Here is an 18,325-nt window from a genome sequence, read left to right as displayed (position 1 = left end):
CGTGCCTGATTTAAACGAACGGATATCCGCCTCGGCACTCATAACAATTGGGAATAGCCTAAACAACCGCTGAACCCTTGTTGAACCTTATCGACTCTGAAAACGATGAAGTTATGGCCGTCATCGATATCTAAACCGCTCACTCGAAATTTAAAAGTGGACAGAAATTGCTGTCCTGTTATTGTCCAAGATATAGCATGTAACAATTATTCGAAAAACTTCAGACTTACAGAAAAAGGGTGCACCGATGGTTCTGGATTTTGGAAAATTGAATGCAGGCACAGTCGCGATTCAAACAGATCCGCGGAAGATTTTCACCACCTTGAGGCGTGACCCACGCTTTAAGCGGCCACACGATGAGCAGTCTGATGTGCTAGATGCATGGCATGAGCGAAGGTCCGCTAAGGATCTGACGATCAAGATGAATACCGGTGGCGGGAAAACAGTCGTTGGCCTACTCTGCCTGCAAAGCTCTCTTAATGAAAACGTCAGACCAGCTGTTTACGTTGCACCAGATCCCTTCCTGGTAAAACAGGTTCTCAAGGAGGCCGAATCGTTGGGTATCGCTGCGACCTCAGACGAGACCAGTCCCGAATTTCTAGCTGGTCAATCAATTCTGGTGGTCAATGTCCACAAGCTGTTTAATGCTCGTTCAGTGTTTGGTGTCGGCGAACGAAAAATCCCGATCGGTTGCATCGTCATCGATGATGCGCACGCTTGCTTAGGCGTGGTACATGACCAGTTTTCTATTAGGTCAAAAGCTGGTAGTCCGGTCTACGACGGGTTGTTGCCATTGTTCGAAGAGGACTTGAGAAATCAGTCGGCAACGGGTTTGCTGGACGTTCAAGCATCCGATCCTTCAATCGTAATGACCGTGCCATTCTGGGCATGGCAGGCGAAGCAACAGCAGGTAATCGAGTTGCTACACGCAAACCGCAATTCCGGTGATTTGGAGTGGTCTTGGTCGCTGCTGCGCGACTGTATTCCATTGTGCACTTGCCTGTTTGGTGGAGGGCACTTAGAGATCGCGCCCCACTTCGTCCCCATAGATAGGATTCCGTCTTTTTCGTCAGCACAACGCCGTATCTATATGACGGCAACATTGGCTGACGACTCTATCCTGGTTAGTCATTTCCAGGCTGACGCTGCACAAGTCGGTAGGCCTATTCGCCCGAAGGGCGGCGGTGATATAGGTGACCGCATGATTCTTGCCCCGCAAGAGATTAACCCTGACTACACTCAGGAAGCGATCCGTGATCTGGTAGCGGAGATTGCCAAGCAACGAAATGTAGTGGTGATCGTGCCGTCGTGGAAACGCACGGCATTCTGGACCAAAGTCGCTCAACAAATTCTCGACAAAGACACCATTCAGGCTGGGGTTGAGTGTCTGAAGCAGAAGCACGTCGGGTTGACTGTACTGATAAACAAGTACGATGGAATCGACTTACCGGGGAAAGCATGCGAGTTGCTTGTGATCGACGGATTGCCGGAGGCCTACGGGCTAGGAGAGCGTGCCGAAATGCTCATGCTCGATGGCACTAACCGACAGTTGATTCGTCAAGTCCAACGAATAGAGCAAGGCATGGGCCGAGGCGTACGCTCAAGCGACGACTACTGTGTAGTCTTGTTGCTTGGAGGACGATTGACTCAGCGGCTTCACCAGCCTGGCGCTGAAGCCATGTTCTCATCAGCTACGCGTGCACAGATCAATCTGGGCAAGAGCGTGGCGAGCCAAGCTCGCGGCAAAGCTCTCGCCGACCTAATGCCAATTCTTGATCTATGCCTAACCCAGGATGCAAACTGGGTGAGTGCGGATCGCAATGCAGTAATTAATGCACCGCCGGTAGTAGATGGAAATCTGGACTCGAATCAGGTTGTTCTACGTACTGCTTTTGATGCGGCACGTATTAAAAGATACGATGTGGCAGCGGAAGAGGCCCAAACTGCGGTGAATGCCACTGCAGAACCTCATCTAAAGGGGTATCTCAAACAGCAGCTTGCGGAATACACTAATTTCGTGGATCCGGCGAAGGCGCAGGAGTTGCAGCTATCTGCGCTAAGTATGAACTCGCGGTTACTTCGACCGCTTGCAGGTGTGACATACCATCGTCTGAATGCACCTGCTGCAGGCCAGGCGACAGCAGCGACAACCTTCATGACGAGGTTTCTTGAAGGAAACGATCTCATCATCTGGATAAATGGCCTGCTTGACGATCTCGATTGGGGAGAAGATGGCAGCAAGATGTTTGAGGCTGCAATGAAGGACCTTGGATCGTTCCTTGGTTTCGGATCTGAAAGACCTGAGGACAAGATTGGCAAAGGACCGGATAACCTTTGGGCGCTGGGCGGCTTGCACTATCTGGTTATTGAGTGCAAAAGCGGTGCCACAAAAGCGGAGAAGGTGTCGAAGCGCGACACCAATCAATTGAATGGCTCCATCGTCTGGTTTGAGGAAAAGTACGACGGCTCTTGCAACAAGGTCCCAATCCTGGTGCACCCGAAGACGATCTTTGAACACGCAGCATCTCCGAATCCACTGATCAGGATCGTCAACGACGCTGGCCTGCAAAAGCTACGGGATGGAATTCGCAGTTATGTTATTGCGCTGGCCGCGACAAGCGGATTCAAGGACGCGCAGGAAGTAGAAAGACAGCTACGTTTTCACAAATTGAATGCCGCAGAGATTGTTGGCCTATGCACTGTTGCTATTGGCACAAAGTAGCATCGGGGCTGCTCCTAGAGGGGGTGTTGCCATTGATGACATTTCTGGACTGGGCTGCAGTCCAGAAATGTCTACTTTGGGCAATACTGCTGACATTCAACCATAGAATGTGGCAATGCCTTGCATCGGTACAAGCGGTCAATGCTTTGTCCAATTTGATCGGCAGCAACCTTCCTGAAGCAGCTAGTCGAAAGCGTCCGCTGATTGACAGCATCTGGCCGTAAGCAGCTGTTGCACGCTTCAGTCTAGTTAAAGGCCTTACTGATTGACCCCAGCTCGAAGAGGGTGTCAGGGGTGTTGGGGCTGTTGTTAGCACGTGAGGCCAGACCCGTTGCATAAAAGCTGTGGTGACCATTTAGGGTTACGCCCACGACAAGGCCGGGAATTTTGTATTCTTCAATAGACTGTGCGTAGGTGGCGTGGGACTGCGATTGAAAGGTACCATCGTTTGCGAAGACAGGTGACACGGTAGACGTTAAGGCAATCAGAGCGATGCCTATCAATAATCTATAGCAGGTCAACTGAAGTCGGTATGTGATGAACAATAATCGCGCGTGGGCGCGCGTGCCGACAAGGCAAGCTGTGGGCATCTTCTTTAAAGTCAAAGATCGAAAAAATTATATCGATGCCCTAGCAATTTTGTAAGCTGGCGATATTCAGTATGGCGAACGCCAGCCCATGGTCGATATGCGCCCAGCATGACAATAAGTCTATTTTGACACAGTTGCAGTTACTTGTTTGGTTAATTAGGCGGTATGTGGAATAGAGGGCAAGAGGCGGCTAGTTATCCTACTTCCAGCTCAGATTCTGCGCGTAGGGCAAGAGGAGCCAGTTCGTTCTGACCGTCTGTCAGGTCTTTGCTCACCACCGGTTGCAGGTCGTGTGCCAGTCCCTTGTATGTGAGTTGATCCACGCGTTCTGGTAGTTTTTCCGCATCGTCTGTAAACACGATCACTTCATGCCGCTCGCGGGAGATACTGACATAGTAGGTGTCCTGGGCCGTGGTGCGACTGAAGCTTTCCGCGTTGTAAAGCACGCGGTCGCAAGTTAAGCCCTGAGCGCTATGTGCCGTGGTGGTGTAGGCATAGTCCATATTGAGGGGCCGATCTGTGGACAATCGTACGTAGCGGCCTTGGGTTTGAATGGTGACATGAGCCGAGTCAATGGCGGCGACGGTCGCCAGTTGGCCATTGATCAGGTCGTTATGCGTGTCATTGCGCGTGATCCGGACGCGATCTCCCACCGATAACTCGGCTCGGCTCTGGTGGTAGACCGATAGCTTGCTCATGGTTTTAGGGATAATTTCTATGGTCTTCGTAGACGATTGGCTGGCAGTCAGTGGCTCGACGGTAATGCGGTCATGACGTGTGGTTCCCGTTACGCGGTAAGGCTCGCCGCGTTTCAGTCCACACTGGTAGTCCCGTTCGGGAATGACAATGTCGCCCTCTGTGTAGTAGCGAGCCACACTGCGCTCTGCGCGCGTGGTGTCACGGCGCGTCAGGAGATCGCATTGTCGGCCTTTGTTTTGCAGGCCAAGCAGTCGGTGTATCTGGGCATTGATGGCGATGCGGGAGTCGTTGGTGCCCGTAACCACGAGGGTATACAATTGCTCCGTCGCTGAAAGCTTCGTATACGTCTGAGCAATGGCCTCATATCGTGCCGTACTGTCTCGGCGCTTGTGGCCATGCTCATCTGTCGTGAACTGATCTGTAACGGTGCGGATGTCGTTTAATAGCGGGAGGGAGCGACTGGCCTGGCCGTCGGCAGCTAATTGAACCGCCTGGCGCAGCCGTTCCGAACGCTGACGCTGAATATCCCCCATCAGTACGGTGCGCATGCCGTGTTCTTGCAACATGGAAAATGCCCTTCCGGCCTCAATGGCTTTGGTCTGGGCGGTGTCGCCCAGCAGAACCACTTTTGCACCGGTGGGTTGAATCAGGGATAGCAGCTTGTCCATCTGCCTGACGGGTACCACCCCGGCCTCATCGATGACGACCACGGTGTTAGCGTCCAGGTTGTCGGTGAACATGCGTTTGTCGGACGCGGCAAGTACGGATGCGATTGTCTTGGCCGATATGTTGTCGTCTTGCAGATTGCGCACCATATTCCCGTAGGGGGCCAGGGCAACCATCGTATGGCCGTGCTGGTGCAGGAGGGATTGTGCGTTTTGCAGCGCGAAGGATTTGCCTGTGCCTGCCAGTCCTTGAATACCGGCGATCTGATCTGATCCCGTTGCAATCAGCATGACCGCTTCGCGCTGGCCGGGAGTCAGGCGCGTGTCCAGATCGTTTGCGACATGAGGTTTGGCAATGGTGGTGGGCGAGGCATTGCGACCCGCTAACTCCGCCGACAGGATCCTGGCTTCGGCGTCGAAAGCTTCCCGAGTCGCGTACCGTGGGGCTTCCATCAACAGACGTCCTGATGCAATGGCTTGATCGACCAGTCGCAGAGCGGCAGGCTGTGCAACGTTGGATAGGCGTGTCGCTTCGGCAGCCCAGCCTTCACGTGTCATGGGCGATGCGCGTTGGTCTTGGGAGTTGCGGTAGTGAGGGGCCTCTCGGATCAATGCACCAGACTCGACACGCTGCTGAACTGCATCCTGGATGATTGCGACGTTGGCATGCCCGCCTGTGTGGCGTACCGCGTGGCGCAATAGGTCTGCCAAGGGCATGACGGACTCTCTTTCGGCCAGATGCCGAATCGCCCAGTCTAATGAGGCTTCCGCGACAAGGTTGGCCGGTATTTGCGAGTGTGGGACATCCTGTCCCTGAAATGATGGCGTCGTGTGGTCAAACTGCATGCCAATTGCAGTGGCGGCGTCGCGCCATTGTTGTTGCAATGCAGTGCGATCGAGGTTTTCTGTTTTGGCCTGGCGACGGGCCAAGGTAATGCCTTGGCGCAGGGCGTGAGGGGCTTCGTCTCGGTTGGTGCCGCGTGCAGAGAGCTCTGCCGCGATGTCGGCGCTTCGTTTGCTGAAGAACTCGATTTGCTCGCGGCTGATGTGTGCCAGTTCAATATGGTGCTTTTCATGGCGAACGTCATAGCCCAGCGTGCGGACATTGCGCTCCAATTCTGCCTGGTAGATAGAGTCTGTCACGCGCAAGAGTTTGAAAATTTCCTCATTGGAGAGGGCCACCCAGTTGCCGTCGGCCCGTTGGGTCAGATTCATCAGCAGCGCGTGAACGTGCAGATGAGGATCTGGCGCAGCATCCTCGGTAGGGCGGGCGGCTTCGTGGCGAAACTTGGCAATGATGAGATTGCCAGTGTGTTCGATACGTGATTTGCCTTTCTCCTTGCGGCGACCCATAGCCAAGTGTTGCTCAACATAGTCCAGGGCCACCGCGACTGCTTTGTCGTTGGCTTGGATTAGGCGCTCGTCACCACCGATCAAGGCTTGCAGAGTAATACTTTTAGGGGCACCAAACGTGAGGTCTAGGGCAGCCCGGGCTCTGGCATCTTTACGAATGGATTCGCCTTCCACGACGTCATGGCCAAACTCGCCTTGCAGCATGGCTTTGAAGCGCGCAGGGTCAATTTCACCGATTGCTCCGAGCCGCCGGGCTCCTTCGCCTTGCCAGGTGGCAGCCTCACCGTCTCGGCTGTAGTAATCGTCTGCCTGGCCTGCGTAGTAGTGGGTAGCAACGGACGCGCGAGCGCGATAGATCTGGCTGTGCGAGATCATAGAAACTCCAGAAACGAGCGAGTTGAGGGGGAGCTACCTCGACGGCTGAGCGTGTGGTGCCTTACTGAAGGGTGTGAATTTGCTGTTTCAACTGTGACAGCGGAGACGTCGAGATGAGGTTTATCTCGGGGACTTGTGGGTAATCCCTATGCATAGCAGCTTTAATAATCGGGCGATATAGCTAAAATCAGTCACATTTAGATAAATTGTGTTTTCCTTGGCATGAAAATATATCCACTTCCCGAATCCATGTGCGATACGCATGATGGCGATGAATGGGCGTTGGCAGCCATTCTTTGTGAACGCGTTGTGGCGCTTAGATATCTTTCCGATGTTGTGCCTCCAGTCGTCGTTGCGCAAATCAATGGGCCATCAGCGGAATTTTCGATTCGGCAGTGGCTGTGCAAAAACTCTGTGGAGCTCAGAGAACTACAGGCACTTGGGGCTGTGAGTGTAGGGATTGTGTCGAGTGACGGTTTTACTGAGGCATGGACCGTTCCAAAGTAAGGACACGAGCAGAGATGGGTTGCTTGATTGAACCTTAAGCATCCCTTTCTTTGTTGTTGCCGATTTCGGCTAGAAGCGGTTGTCTTGTGTGTGGCTGTACTAACGAAATTATTTGAAAAAATGCGCCTATCTGACGTCGTCATCAACAATTTCTGCTCGTGCGATCCAGTGAGGATCTCACTGAGCGATTTCAACCCTATTGTTGGATACAACAACTCAGGAAAATCCAACATTCTCCGAGCTATCAACTGGCTGCTGCGTAAGAGTGTTCTGCCGAATTATATGTTCCATGACCCCACTAATGCGGTCACAGTGGAAGGTACCATTGAAGATGTAGATCTACAGATACTTCCACCTAATCAGCAGCAAGCGGTAGCTCCATATTTAAACAATGGATCGCTGATATTTCGCCGCAGGCAGCCATCACCAGGATGCCCCGTGGGACAGCTTAGAATTGACGTTTTCGATGGTCAAGCCCGCGCCTGGGTTGACAACCCAGCAGGTCTTGACAATGCGATAGCCGTGTTGTTGCCGGAGCCTCTGTACATTGAAGCAATGGAAGACGCTGGTGAGGATGTTGGAAAGTTCGGTGCCAAAAACACTATTGGCCTTTTGCTTAAACATGTATTGCGCAGAATCAACGCCAGCAATCCTGCCGCCATAGATGTTATGAGTGCTGCGTTAGCACAAGTCTCGGGACACTTGAATGGGCAGAACCGAATCGAGGAGCTCGCCGGATTCGAAACGGAAGCGACGTCTGCAATCGCATCATTCTTTCCAGGGCTATCACTACACCTGAGTTTCGCACCTCCTGAAATCGAAGACTTGTTTAAATCCTCTACGATTACTCTGTCGGATGCACAGGGCCGGCCACGGCCATTTACTTCGTTTGGGCACGGTGCGCAGCGGAGTGTTCACATGGCGCTTATCAAACTCCTTGCGGATCTGACAGGGGGGGCAGCAGGCAATCCCGGAGGTACAGTCGTCCTACTCATCGATGAGCCCGAACTGTACCTCCACCCGCAAGCGATTGAGTTGCTCAGAGAGTCTCTTCTGTCTCTATCCAATCAGACATTCCAGGTCATCTTTTCTACCCACTCACCGCTTCTGATAGGACGAGCTCACGCGCTACAAACACGGATAATTTATAAGAATGCGGACAACAAGACCGCAGTCCGTGAACGGCTGACGACTGCCTCTGCAGCATTTGCAGCTCACGAGCATCATGCGGAAGCTGTGTTTTCGATACAGTCCGCCACCCATTTGCTGTTTTCTGAAAAGGTTTTGCTCGTCGAGGGGAAAACTGAGCAGATGTTGTTACCGCACATATACCAGGCAGTTCACGGGCACTCCTTTGCGCACGACAAAGGATGCATTGTTTCTGGTTCAAGCAGTTCGGCACTGATGCCCATGATGCAGATTTTGCAATCAGTTGGATTCGCTCCCAAAGTGCTGACAGATCTTGATTTCATTTTCAAGGTGGCTCCCAAAGCGGGACTGGTGAATCCGGCTGACCAAGACTTTGTCGCCTGCAAGAACTGGTTTGCTACCCAGTCTGGCGCGTTAGGGATTTTTCTGGATACCAGCGGACTGCCAACTCGAAAAGGCCCCAATGGCGAGATATCGACCTATAGCTCAGCTGAGGCGTTCGAGAGGATGGCCGCTGCCATGCCTAACGAGATCAATGCGCTTGTTCAGATGCTTCGCCAGCACAATATTTGGGTGTGGTCAGGCGGAGCGATCGAGGTTCACTTGGGCATTGGCAAGAACGATCAAGATCGAATAGGCTTCCTGAACACTGCTATGCAGGTTGGCAATTTGAATCATGCTGCGAGGCCCCAAGATCTGCACGATCTCGCGCAATGGGTATAGTCACCACCAATTTTCCTGGCAAAGCTCGATTTCTAATAACTATCGCCGGTTACCTTACTTGGAAGTAGCAAACGATGAATGACCGAAGCTACACAGAAGCAGAAATTCAAGATCTAACGGATCGCGTGTTTCTGCTTAAGGAACGGCTTGAAGCGGGGAAAATTCATTTTGCTCCGCATTTGATCGAGGATTTTCGGCGGAGCTTTGAGGCGATTCGCCTTCGGCCAGATGGGAAAGTGGATCCTCGCACGGTAGACGGGCGTATCCGAGCATCAACACTCGCAATCGTGGCCATGAATCAGCGAGAGGAGATGAAGAATTCTGCGACTCTGCAGGATCTGCAAGAAAAGTATTTTGAGTTTCTCTTTGAGCAGTTTGGATGGCTGTACGACCAGATGGTGCAGCATAAAGTGCCGTCATATGTAATTGCTGAACATTTTGCGAAGGAAGCTGAGTTTGTCGACAAGCTATTTTCTGTTATTCCTGACTGTGAAAAGGCAGTAAAGGATTTTTGGGAAGTCGCAGGTGAGATCTCTGAATACCACTTGCAAGACGGGCATCAGCTCAAATCAGTCTTTTCTGGTGACTTGTGTCCATCGTATGACGAGAACGTAGTCTCAACGGCCGGACTCTACGTCGACACAATAATTTTACCGTGCCCAGTTCTTAGGGTGGCTCCGCTTGGAAACTTTCTGCCCAAGTCAGAAGTTGTAAAGCTATTTGTAAAGCACGTCCTGACTGTGATGACTTACCGAAATCTCGCAACGGCTGATGTCTCGCCTCCGATTGTTCTCATTGTTCCCTCACGAGATGATATTCAGGGACGAGGCAGTGAGCACTCTGTAACAGCACGAGCGGCACCGTTGATGGTTCAACACGGTAATCGGCTGTTTGGCCGTTCTTTTCAAGAACTAGACGAGCTTACCGAATTCTGCAGCGGCCTGGTCGGCGTGGAAGATGTTGTTAGCCAACTCAAGTGTCCGGAAAGGCTATTGTTTGATACTGAGTGGGGAGGGGATGCGACGCACCAACTTCGCACAGCCATGACTGAGAATCCCGTTCTACCTGGAATGGATCAAGATGTCGCGGGACATCAAGTTATCACTGCTGCCCTTGGGAGGATGCCGCAAGCGATGGCTGCAGAGGAGGCTGCGTTCCAGTTCGGTGGTTCTCCGTTGATTTCGGCTCCCACATCTTGGAGCTACTACACTTGGCTCTTAGAATATCAAGGGGCGAGAGCGAGAAACCGGGCTGGGAACATAGAGGCATGCCATGTTGCGCACGCACTCACTACGGAGGCAGGTACTAGCTTGCAATGGCTTGGCAATGTCCCGCCAGAGTCCGTGCTGGAGATTCGAAGGAATGGCCTTGCAGAGGAATTGCGGGGGGTGTTGTCGAGCGGACTATCAGACCTTCTGAAAGTCAATCCAGAAAATTATTTTCGAACAGCAGATCAGGTTGTTGAAAACTTAGACTTAGCTTTCAGAAAGCATCAGCAAGATCTGCTGGAGGCAAAGCGTAGAAAACTGAAGCTCTACGGCATAGATGTGCCAACATGCTTGGCTGTCGGTGCCATTGGAGTCGCTGGAGCTATGACGGGAAGTATCCCGCTTCAAGGAATTTCCGCAGCTCTAAGCGTGGTTGGGTTGGCAACACTAAAAGACATAAAGACAAAGTATGTCGAAATTGCAGAAGCAGATAAGGTAAGGCGCACATCACCCACTGGAATTCTTTTTCGCCACCTTGCTAACTAGGGTGACCCCTCCTCGGTTTCGAGCGCTGTTTTTCTTCCGGGCCTCGGCGGTATCTGTTACCTAAATTTCGTAGATTGTTTGTAGCCGACTATATTCATTCGGCTACTATCTGACCTGATGGCACTGTATTGGATGTAACGGTACGCGGTAATCCTTCCACTTCCTGAAACGCCGCTGCAGCCGATCCAAACTTCCTAATCGGCAATGTTACCCTCGCAATCGGAAAATCCCCCGCCAACGCCACATATCCCCCCAGTGATGGCAGCGCCTGTATCTGGGCCGCTGTCACCACATCCTCCGTCGTTCGTTCCATGTTGTCCGACGTATTCCGGTTGTCGACACTCCGACTGACGCTGTATTTGGGGCGCTCGACTTCATGTTTTCCCAGGCTTTCGCTCATGTCTTTGGCCGTCTGTGGATCCGTGCGGGAGCCGCCCAGCACTGCCAGGTTGCGAAAGCTGGCACGAATGGTGGTGGCCATGGTTTTGCCATAAATGTGTTCCAGCTGTGATGTGCTTTGCAGTCCGGCCACGATGCGCAGACCATTTTTCCGCCCCTTGGTCAGTCCTGCTTCCAGAGAGGGGAGCGCTTCCAGGCTGGCCAGTTCATCAATAAACAGCCACCAGCGCCGATGAGAACTTTCCGGCATGGACAGAATCGACGTGATGAAAACGTCGGCCCATGAGGACACGAGAGGTTTCATGGAGCTCATCATGTCCTCGCGCCAGTTGATGTACAGGTTGCCACCATCCGGTTTGGACAGCCATGCACGGATGGAGAATTTCCCGGGCTTCATGCCAGTGTGCTCCGACAGTTTGTTCGACAGCACAAAGCGAGCAGAGGACAAGGCTTTGCTGGCCTCGCTGGAGCCCACGAACAGCGATTCGGCCAGTGTAGCTTCCAGGAACTGTTTTAAGACCTTGGGATCCTCAATGGTACACAGGCGAAACAGATCCATGACGCTGGCTTGTTCGCCCTGCATCTGATGCAGTTTCTTGGCGGTTTCGCGTAGCAGCAGTCGCCCAAAGTCGTTCCACTCTTCCGCATTTTTGTCCTGGCTCATCGGCACCATTGAGTGGGCTAGCCGTTTCCAGTCGTAGTCGGCGCGGACTTCGTTGAAGAACGACCATCCTTGGCTGCGGGCGTCGTAGGGGTTGAGAATCATGTCGTTCGGCTGCCAGAATTTGCTGAGTAGATCCCCGTTGGGATCAATCACAATCATGCGGTCGTTGCGGTCCGGGGCTTGCCTGGCTACTCGGGTTTTCATGTCACGTTTTGACCGACGCAGGACGGAGGCGGCCATGTTGCGCAGCAGTACCGATTTGCCCGAGCCGGTGGCACCGCTGATCAGCAGATGGAGGTTTTCATTGGCCGTTGGCATGGGAATGCCGCCAATGTCGATCTGTTCCTCGCCGCTTTCTTCACACTGGCGTGCCAGACTCTTGGCCGAAGTCGTGCGCGTGCCCCGTACAAAGCGTTTGTAGCCAGCCCCTTCAAACCCTTCTGTTCGCGCCGTGCGCCCGACAAACAGGACGAAGATGAGGGAGAGCACCAACCCGACACCTAGCGAGCCATAGAGCAAGGGGTACTGCGGCGTTATCACCATGAAGTGCCAAAAGGCGCTGGCATTCCAGTCTCGCCAGTGTATGTGACTGGCCCAGGTGGCGACGGCCATCCAGGCTCCTGTAGGAAAGATCACCAATGAAAAGGCGGCAATGCGCCGCCGAGTGATGGGAGAAATTAGTGTGGACATGGTGGCCAGTCCTCATGAAATCAGTAGGTGACCAAGGGCTAGGCCCGCCAGCAATCCGCCCAGAACGCCTGTTGCACCGCCGACAAGCAGGGCAATCCACGTCATGCGACGCGCCGATCGATGTGCTGTGTGGGCGTACTGTGCGGCCTCTCGGGCTAGGATGTTCAGTTGCTGGTGGGTGTCTTGCAGCATGGCCTGAGTGGCCTGCTGTGCCTCCTGATGGATCGGCCTGATGCTCGATTCGATGGTGGCCGTCAGGTGGTGGCTGAGTTGCTGGGGCAAGGCTTGCTGTGTGTCAGCCATCGTCTGCATGCTTTTTTGCATGGTATGCAGGTGCTGAGTGGTGCGCTCCAGCCGATCCACCAGGTTGGACACTTCGCCCAGCACCTCGTGATACAGCAAGTCCAGTTTGGTGCGAGCGCCATTGGGAGCCAGATTGGATTCCATGGTGACGCTCAGGCAAACAGTGCGCTGAAGGCCGCGTTCATTTGCCGATCCACGGGCTTGGCCAAGGCGCGCAATGCGTGGCGACTGCTTAGCTGTGAGATGCGGACGTGGTCGTCTGGATCGGCGGTACGAAGCAGGGCGCGGTAATCGGTTTGGTCGGCTAGCACGTCGGCAATGGTGGTGCGTTGTTCGGCCAGCAGTTCGAACACTTCGTTTTCGTAGATGGCCGCGTGCGGGTTGGCTTGCACCTCGCCGGTCTTGGCGGCATAGGCCAGGATCGACGGGAATTCATCGGCCACGCTGCTATCGACACGATTGAACAGGATGCGTACGCGTTCGGGATCCACACCGAGTTCGGCCAGCGCCGCGACGGTTTTGATGGTTTCGCGCTGGGCTTTGCCGGTATTGATAACGGGCAACACGAAGTAGCCGATTTCTTCATGAGCGCCTTCGTAGCGCATCATGTGCGTCAGAAAATCCTCGATGTTGCTGGCACCGACATCGACGATGGCATCGTCTCGGGTCAGCAATTCACGAAACAGTCGGCCAAACTGCTCTCCGCGTAGCTGATCGACATCGAGACCAAGATCTGCGCCTGTTTCGTTGGTGGACTCAACGGCGAAGATTTGGGCGCTGTTCATGCGGGGTGCAAGCAGGTGTGAAGCAGCGACCGTTTTGCCAACAGAGCCGGTGTAGTTGAGTACGGCGACTTTCATGGTTTGTTCCTTTTGGTGGGCGGGTTGTCAATGGCGGGCGTACGGTTGGCCTGGCCTTCTCGGCGCAGTGCCTCCAAGTCAATACGCATGTCGCGAATCTTTCGCAGATCACCAGGCGTTTGGATGTCGCGGGGTCGTCCCTGAATGGCATCCAGTGTGGGGGGTGAGGAGGTGGGGGTTGAGGGTGGAGACGGTGACTTGGCGGCTTTCCTCTGCGCTTTGCGCCAGCGGTAGAGATTGATGGCATAGGTGCCGAACTGAACCTGCAGGCCAGCCGCTGCCAAATCGTCCAGCACGGCAGCATGTGGGACACCCGTTGCCAGCTCCGCTTCGATCAACGGAAACAGGGCGCGCAGTTGTGCGGCGGTGCTGATGCGAGGATCCAAGGTCGCGAGGGTGGCGCGATAGCGCGCTACGGGTCGGGCTTCATTCATAGGCTTCCATGGTTGAGTTGAAAACGGGGTGGGGTTGCGGCTTGCCACAGGGCAACTTATCCACAAGCTTGCCTGGTAGTAATAAGGTAGAAATAAGGTAGAAGGCGTCGAGATCGCTGGAGAGCCCCTATTCATGCGGGTTTCCAAAACCGATGCGCGATGCTATGCCGATAAAGCGCGATGCTGTGCCGATAACCCGCGATGCTATGCCGATGCAGGCGCGATGCTATGCCGCCGCCGAAGACCACTTATCCACAGGCGATTTTTTGGTCAATCAATGATCAATAAACGGGTTGTGAGAAGGCGAGTTTGGTGCGCTGGATGAGACGTCATGGCACGATGGGTTAGCGATCCAGTCGCGTCCAAACGGCCTGTTCATGTCCCTTGATGGCCGCCTCGACTCGGGGTTCGGCGATCACGTTCAACGCCTCCAGTTCGGCCAAACTGCGCTCCAAACTGACCCGAAAATCACGCATACGACCGCTAGACTGCGCACGTTCTTTCAGGATATCGAGGCTGTATTTCTGCTGGATGTCCGACGAGGTGCCGATGAGTCGTTGCAGGCTTTTGGACAGATCCAACCGCATCTGCAAACGCTTGGACCAGTCCACCAGGGCATACTCTCGATTGCCGAAAATCTGTGCCCAGCGCGGATCGGCATAAATGGTGTAACAGCCGCTGTGTGCGTCGTAATCAAAGCCACCGATCATGGCGAGCACTCGCGTTGAAGGATGATTGCCATAGCTGTACTTGATGGAGCCGTCCTTGCGGCGGGCCTCAATGCACAGCGTAAAACGGGCCAAATTTTTCATGCCTTCATGCAGCCACTCGTATTGGCTGCCGCCTGTCGGTCGGCCCATGCCTCGCAGAAAATCGGCGCGGTTAATGACGGGTGCTTCGCCGAGCAAGGCCGTGGTTTGCAGATACATGGCATGCATCCAGATGTCCGCATGGTCTTCACTTAACTGCTTGCCGGATCCCTTGAGCAGGATGTTGCTGCCTTCGAGAAACACCGCGTCGTCGTGCAGGGTGCGCCAGCCTCGGCGCACGGGCGCAAAGACGGCGCTTCGGGCAATGTAGTTGGGAATGGCGCGCGCCGTTTCCTTGATGCCGGGCAGGATAAAGGGTGTCGGGGTGCGAGCCTGCTTTTCTGCGGCTGCCGCCAAGGCCTGCTGGGCCTTTTGGTGGGCCCGTTGCATGGCGGCAGACCGACGCAGTACGTTGCCGTCCTGATGAAAGGGCTGGCGTGTGGATGAAATCATGGGTCAAGCTCCAGGCGAGCCGGTATAAGGCCTGCCTGGCGCGTGTGCAGTGCCTCACACGGGTTCAGGGGAAGGGAGCATCGTCGGCTGAACATGTCAGACCGACAACGCAATAACAGGTGTTTGCCCTGACGGGCGGTGTGGCGGGCTAACTGCTGACTGGTGTTTTCGGCTCGAACCAGAGTTCTTTGAGCCGAAAGCGTTCGAAATGCAGCACGACATCGACGGTCTGGCGCAAGAAGGCCTGTATGGTCGGCAAATCCAGGTTGCCGCCGGTTGGCGATTGCTTGATAAGGATGGCCAGCCGGTCAAAGGCGTCGGCGGCGCTGTTGGCGTGTGTGGTGGTGACTGATCCTGGATGACCGGTATTCAATGCCGCCAGATAGTCCCAGGTTTCAGGGCCGCGGAGCTCGGCCAGAAAGATCCGGTCGGGCGATAATCGCATGCAGGCGGCCAGGCTGTCGGTGGCCGAGACTCGACCGCGTGTGCCGCCGTACATCAGGTGAATCCGGTTTCGGTGCCGTGGCAGGATCAGTTCATGGACATCTTCAATGGTGATCAGCCGTTCGTCGATGGGAACACGGTCGATCAACGAGCGGGCAAAGGTGGTTTTGCCGGATCCCGTCGCGCCCGAAATGACGATGTTTCTGCGCGCTAGGATCGCTTCGTGCAGAAACTGGGGAATGTCACCCGCCTTTTTCAGCGTCATGAGCGCCTGGTCTGATGCCGAGATGTCGCTTGCCGCGTTGGTAGCCGTACTCGCAAACGCGCCTTGTGCCTGCAGTTCTTCCAGAGAAATTGCGGCTTGTGTGTGTTTGCGGATGTTGATGGCCAGTGTCTCGTCGATGCAGGCGGGCGGCATCACGATCTGGCCACGCTCTCCGTCCGGCAGGATGACAGACTGGATGGGGCTGCGGGCCATGTGGTTGTACGCGGCCAACGCGGTGGCCAGGGCTTCCAGGTGCGGGTAGGTGAGCGAGGGGCACGTCTGCAACTCCCATGCCCCACGCGTACGGGTGTAAAACTCCCCAGCTCGCACGATGGCAATTTCCGTCACGCTCGGGTTCTCCAAGTGGGTGGTTAACGGTCGTAGAAAGGTGCGAACCGAGATGGAGCGATCAAATGGGATCGGTTCAGCGGATGGGTTCAAGCTCATAGACGTGACTGAAGTCCAGATCACGGGCGACCATGATGCCGATGCGTTCGCCCTGGTTTTTATAAAGCGTGGGGGGAATATCCAGCGACTTCTCCAGTATTTTGGCAATGGCTTCCTGGCCACCCTGGGCCGTATTGTCAAAACGGATGTTGTCGTTGCCAGACTGGCCTTGGTTGGAGGCCCAGTTGCCGAAATCACCGACCAGAGACAGCAAAATGGCGTTGCCAAAGCGTTCCCAGAAGTGATTGTCGATCTCGCCATCCACCCCGGCTTCGCCAAGCGGGCCGGTGCCGGGTGAACTCAGATTCACGATCACGCCGCTGGGCGTTTCCAATCGGTTCCAGGTCACGAAGGCGCGGGCCTGGCCTTGCTGGATGCCGCCAGACTGATAGCCGGTAAATTTGGTCCCGGCATCGATGAGTTTGACTTTGCCGTTGGCACTCATGACATCGTGTGTGGCCAGGCAGGTTAGAAACCCGGATTGTGTACTGACGAGTTTTGTTTGCAGCGTGCAATCGATCATGGTGCCCTGCGTCAGCAGGAAGTTCCTGTCGCCAAGTTGACCTGCCACAGATGGAGATAACTCCAGTGGGCGTAACCTGTCGGCCAAGGGGCCTGCATCGTTATACGGGCCTTGTGCCGCAGTTGGCTGGTTCGTGGTCTCGCCGTTTCCGTCCCCGCCATTTCTTTGCAATGGGCTGAGCAGCCGACGCTGTGTCAATTCATCGGCGGGCGGTGGTGCTTCCGGCGCAGGCGGCGGCACGCTATAGCTCGGTTCGGGTGAGGGATCGGAAACCGGCGGTGCAGGGGCTGGCTGTGGCGCAGGGCGTTCCACCTTGGGCGTTTTCAGACGATTGGTGATGCCGCTTTGGTCCGCTTCCAGGCCGTTGTTGGTGTCCTCCTGCTGGTCATGGCTCCAGGCCTTGATGAGCACGCCGATGGCGACGGCAAGCGCGACCAGGATAGTGAGCCAGAGAAAAGCCCGTGCACCACGCGGCGCGGTGCGTCCGGCGGTCTCCAGGTTCAGAGGCTCCCGCTCCAGGTCAGGCGCTGCATGGTCGTTGGGTGGTTGGCAGTCTAGCGGCAGCGTGCCTTGCTCGTTTTCCGTCATGGGGCATTCCTTTGTTGCATGTCGTCGCTGTGCTGCACGGCGGGCACGGGCATGACCGCGGAGGGTTGCGATGCAGGTGCGCCTTTGATGTTGCGCTTGACCGAAGGCGAGGTTGTTCCGGTATGCGACGGCACCGGCGTGACACCGTAAGCATCGTTATGGATGGCCAGCACTTGATTTCCCAGTCGTAAATGCCATAAGGCTGAAGTGCGATGCAGCACCATGGTCCGTTGATCGGCCATGTGATAGTTGGTAATGACTTCCTGACCGTCTGGGGTGACGCGATAGACGGTCGGGATGTCGGCCTCAGAGGCAAACTGCAACCAGGTCTGACGGCCATCATCCCAGGCATGTACGGGCGCGATGCCTGCATCCCCGTTGCGGGTGTAGGCCTGCCAGTTAATTGGAGCGCCTGTCGTGCGTAGGGATTGCTCAACCGCCGCTTTCCGCGATGCTTGAATACGTTGCTTGGCTTCGGTGTCGGGATAGCGGACGACTAGTTTGTACAGTGCCGGTGAGTGGCGATTGTCGCTGTACGAAAGCCGGAAGCTGTAATCGCGCCGGTTGGTGACGACAAGCAGGTTGGTGTTGGCGTTTTCGGCTGTCGGTTTGAAGAACAGGTGATTGTCTTTGTACGTAAACGCGTACGCCTGACTGTCACCGAAGACGTGGTAGACATAGTGCTCGCCTGGCTCCAGGACAATATGGGTTGCCACACCAATGATGGCATTGAGCTGGATCACTTCTGCCGCGTTGTAATTGACGTAGCGTACGCGATGATCCGATTTTGAGGGTCGAGGTGTTTCCAGCGCTAGCGCGCTTGCAGGCAGTGCCAGACAAAGCACGAGCGCCAACGCCTGCCGTCTGGGGAAGTGTTCAAGCATGAGAGTTCCTTCAGGGCGATATGGG

General features: G+C 54.9%; 13 protein-coding genes. 3 read left to right on the top strand and 10 right to left on the bottom strand.

Annotated elements, in window-relative coordinates; genetic code table 11:
* The first annotated feature begins 247 nt into the window (after positions 1–247).
* The gene (locus tag KVP10_RS15485; protein ID WP_217965522.1) at positions 248–2,722 is read left to right on the top strand and encodes a DEAD/DEAH box helicase family protein; all 2,475 of its coding nucleotides are present in this window, start codon (positions 248–250) and stop codon (positions 2,720–2,722) included.
* 245 nt (positions 2,723–2,967) lie between these two features.
* Here the strand turns inward: KVP10_RS15485 and KVP10_RS21610 are convergent, their stop codons facing one another.
* Together KVP10_RS21610 and mobF are read right to left on the bottom strand one after the other, a co-directional pair.
* Complete coding sequence (locus tag KVP10_RS21610) at positions 2,968–3,312, bottom strand: serine hydrolase (protein ID WP_376810953.1); 345 nt, start codon at positions 3,310–3,312, stop codon at positions 2,968–2,970.
* Positions 3,313–3,506: 194 nt separating this feature from the next.
* On the bottom strand, positions 3,507–6,404 hold the full coding sequence (mobF, locus tag KVP10_RS15475) for a MobF family relaxase (protein WP_217965520.1): 2,898 nt from the start codon (positions 6,402–6,404) through the stop codon (positions 3,507–3,509).
* A gap of 627 nt (positions 6,405–7,031) precedes the next feature.
* Between mobF and KVP10_RS15470 the strand changes: the two genes are divergently transcribed.
* Positions 7,032–8,783, top strand: a complete 1,752-nt coding sequence (locus KVP10_RS15470) for an ATP-dependent nuclease (RefSeq protein ID WP_217965519.1) — start codon at positions 7,032–7,034, stop codon at positions 8,781–8,783.
* Between the two features lie 74 nt (positions 8,784–8,857).
* Positions 8,858–10,537: a hypothetical protein gene (locus KVP10_RS15465; RefSeq protein ID WP_217965518.1), complete on the top strand. Its 1,680-nt coding sequence runs from the start codon at positions 8,858–8,860 to the stop codon at positions 10,535–10,537.
* A 94-nt stretch (positions 10,538–10,631) separates the two neighbouring features.
* On the opposite strand, the gene KVP10_RS15460 is transcribed toward KVP10_RS15465, so the two are convergent.
* The 8 genes from KVP10_RS15460 to KVP10_RS15425 all read right to left on the bottom strand — a co-directional run bounded on the left by KVP10_RS15460 (position 10,632) and on the right by KVP10_RS15425 (position 18,300).
* Positions 10,632–12,290 (bottom strand): type IV secretion system DNA-binding domain-containing protein, encoded by a 1,659-nt coding sequence (locus tag KVP10_RS15460; protein WP_217965517.1) that lies wholly within the window; start codon positions 12,288–12,290, stop codon positions 10,632–10,634.
* Between the two features lie 12 nt (positions 12,291–12,302).
* The gene (locus KVP10_RS15455) at positions 12,303–12,737 is read right to left on the bottom strand and encodes a hypothetical protein (protein ID WP_217965516.1); all 435 of its coding nucleotides are present in this window, start codon (positions 12,735–12,737) and stop codon (positions 12,303–12,305) included.
* A gap of 8 nt (positions 12,738–12,745) precedes the next feature.
* Positions 12,746–13,453, bottom strand: a complete 708-nt coding sequence (gene stbB, locus KVP10_RS15450; protein WP_217965515.1) for a StbB family protein — start codon at positions 13,451–13,453, stop codon at positions 12,746–12,748.
* Complete coding sequence (locus KVP10_RS15445; protein WP_217965514.1) at positions 13,450–13,887, bottom strand: hypothetical protein; 438 nt, start codon at positions 13,885–13,887, stop codon at positions 13,450–13,452. The genes stbB and KVP10_RS15445 overlap by 4 nt, the downstream gene beginning before the upstream one ends.
* 344 nt (positions 13,888–14,231) lie before the next feature.
* Positions 14,232–15,149: a TrfA gene (locus KVP10_RS15440; protein ID WP_217965513.1), complete on the bottom strand. Its 918-nt coding sequence runs from the start codon at positions 15,147–15,149 to the stop codon at positions 14,232–14,234.
* Between the two features lie 148 nt (positions 15,150–15,297).
* Complete coding sequence (gene virB11 / locus KVP10_RS15435) at positions 15,298–16,305, bottom strand: P-type DNA transfer ATPase VirB11 (protein ID WP_217965512.1); 1,008 nt, start codon at positions 16,303–16,305, stop codon at positions 15,298–15,300.
* Positions 16,283–17,416 carry a type IV secretion system protein VirB10 gene (virB10, locus tag KVP10_RS15430; protein WP_217965511.1) on the bottom strand — a complete coding sequence of 378 codons (1,134 nt, stop codon included), beginning with the start codon at positions 17,414–17,416 and terminating at the stop codon, positions 16,283–16,285. Before virB10 ends, virB11 begins: the two co-directional genes overlap by 23 nt.
* The gene (locus tag KVP10_RS15425; RefSeq protein WP_217965510.1) at positions 17,413–18,300 is read right to left on the bottom strand and encodes a TrbG/VirB9 family P-type conjugative transfer protein; all 888 of its coding nucleotides are present in this window, start codon (positions 18,298–18,300) and stop codon (positions 17,413–17,415) included. Before KVP10_RS15425 ends, virB10 begins: the two co-directional genes overlap by 4 nt.
* Positions 18,301–18,325: the final 25 nt, after the last annotated feature.

Origin of the sequence: Candidimonas humi (genome assembly GCF_019166065.1) — a bacterium.
Lineage (GTDB): Bacteria > Pseudomonadota > Gammaproteobacteria > Burkholderiales > Burkholderiaceae_B > Candidimonas > Candidimonas humi.
Note: the sequence above shows the minus strand (reverse complement) of the source record. Positions and strands in the feature narration are given on the sequence as shown.

Bases quoted from the DNA above. Each gene is read 5' to 3' on its own strand.
- KVP10_RS21610 (WP_376810953.1), bottom strand. From the start codon at position 3,312: ATGCCCACAGCTTGCCTTGTCGGCACGCGCGCCCACGCGCGATTATTG.
- KVP10_RS15440 (WP_217965513.1), bottom strand. From the start codon at position 15,149: ATGATTTCATCCACACGCCAGCCCTTTCATCAGGACGGCAACGTACTG.
- KVP10_RS15470 (WP_217965519.1), top strand. From the start codon at position 7,032: ATGCGCCTATCTGACGTCGTCATCAACAATTTCTGCTCGTGCGATCCA.
- KVP10_RS15460 (WP_217965517.1), bottom strand. From the start codon at position 12,290: ATGTCCACACTAATTTCTCCCATCACTCGGCGGCGCATTGCCGCCTTT.
- KVP10_RS15465 (WP_217965518.1), top strand. From the start codon at position 8,858: ATGAATGACCGAAGCTACACAGAAGCAGAAATTCAAGATCTAACGGAT.
- virB10 (WP_217965511.1), bottom strand. From the start codon at position 17,416: ATGACGGAAAACGAGCAAGGCACGCTGCCGCTAGACTGCCAACCACCC.
- virB11 (WP_217965512.1), bottom strand. From the start codon at position 16,305: ATGAGCTTGAACCCATCCGCTGAACCGATCCCATTTGATCGCTCCATC.
- KVP10_RS15445 (WP_217965514.1), bottom strand. From the start codon at position 13,887: ATGAATGAAGCCCGACCCGTAGCGCGCTATCGCGCCACCCTCGCGACC.
- KVP10_RS15425 (WP_217965510.1), bottom strand. From the start codon at position 18,300: ATGCTTGAACACTTCCCCAGACGGCAGGCGTTGGCGCTCGTGCTTTGT.
- stbB (WP_217965515.1), bottom strand. From the start codon at position 13,453: ATGAAAGTCGCCGTACTCAACTACACCGGCTCTGTTGGCAAAACGGTC.
- mobF (WP_217965520.1), bottom strand. From the start codon at position 6,404: ATGATCTCGCACAGCCAGATCTATCGCGCTCGCGCGTCCGTTGCTACC.
- KVP10_RS15455 (WP_217965516.1), bottom strand. From the start codon at position 12,737: ATGGAATCCAATCTGGCTCCCAATGGCGCTCGCACCAAACTGGACTTG.
- KVP10_RS15485 (WP_217965522.1), top strand. From the start codon at position 248: ATGGTTCTGGATTTTGGAAAATTGAATGCAGGCACAGTCGCGATTCAA.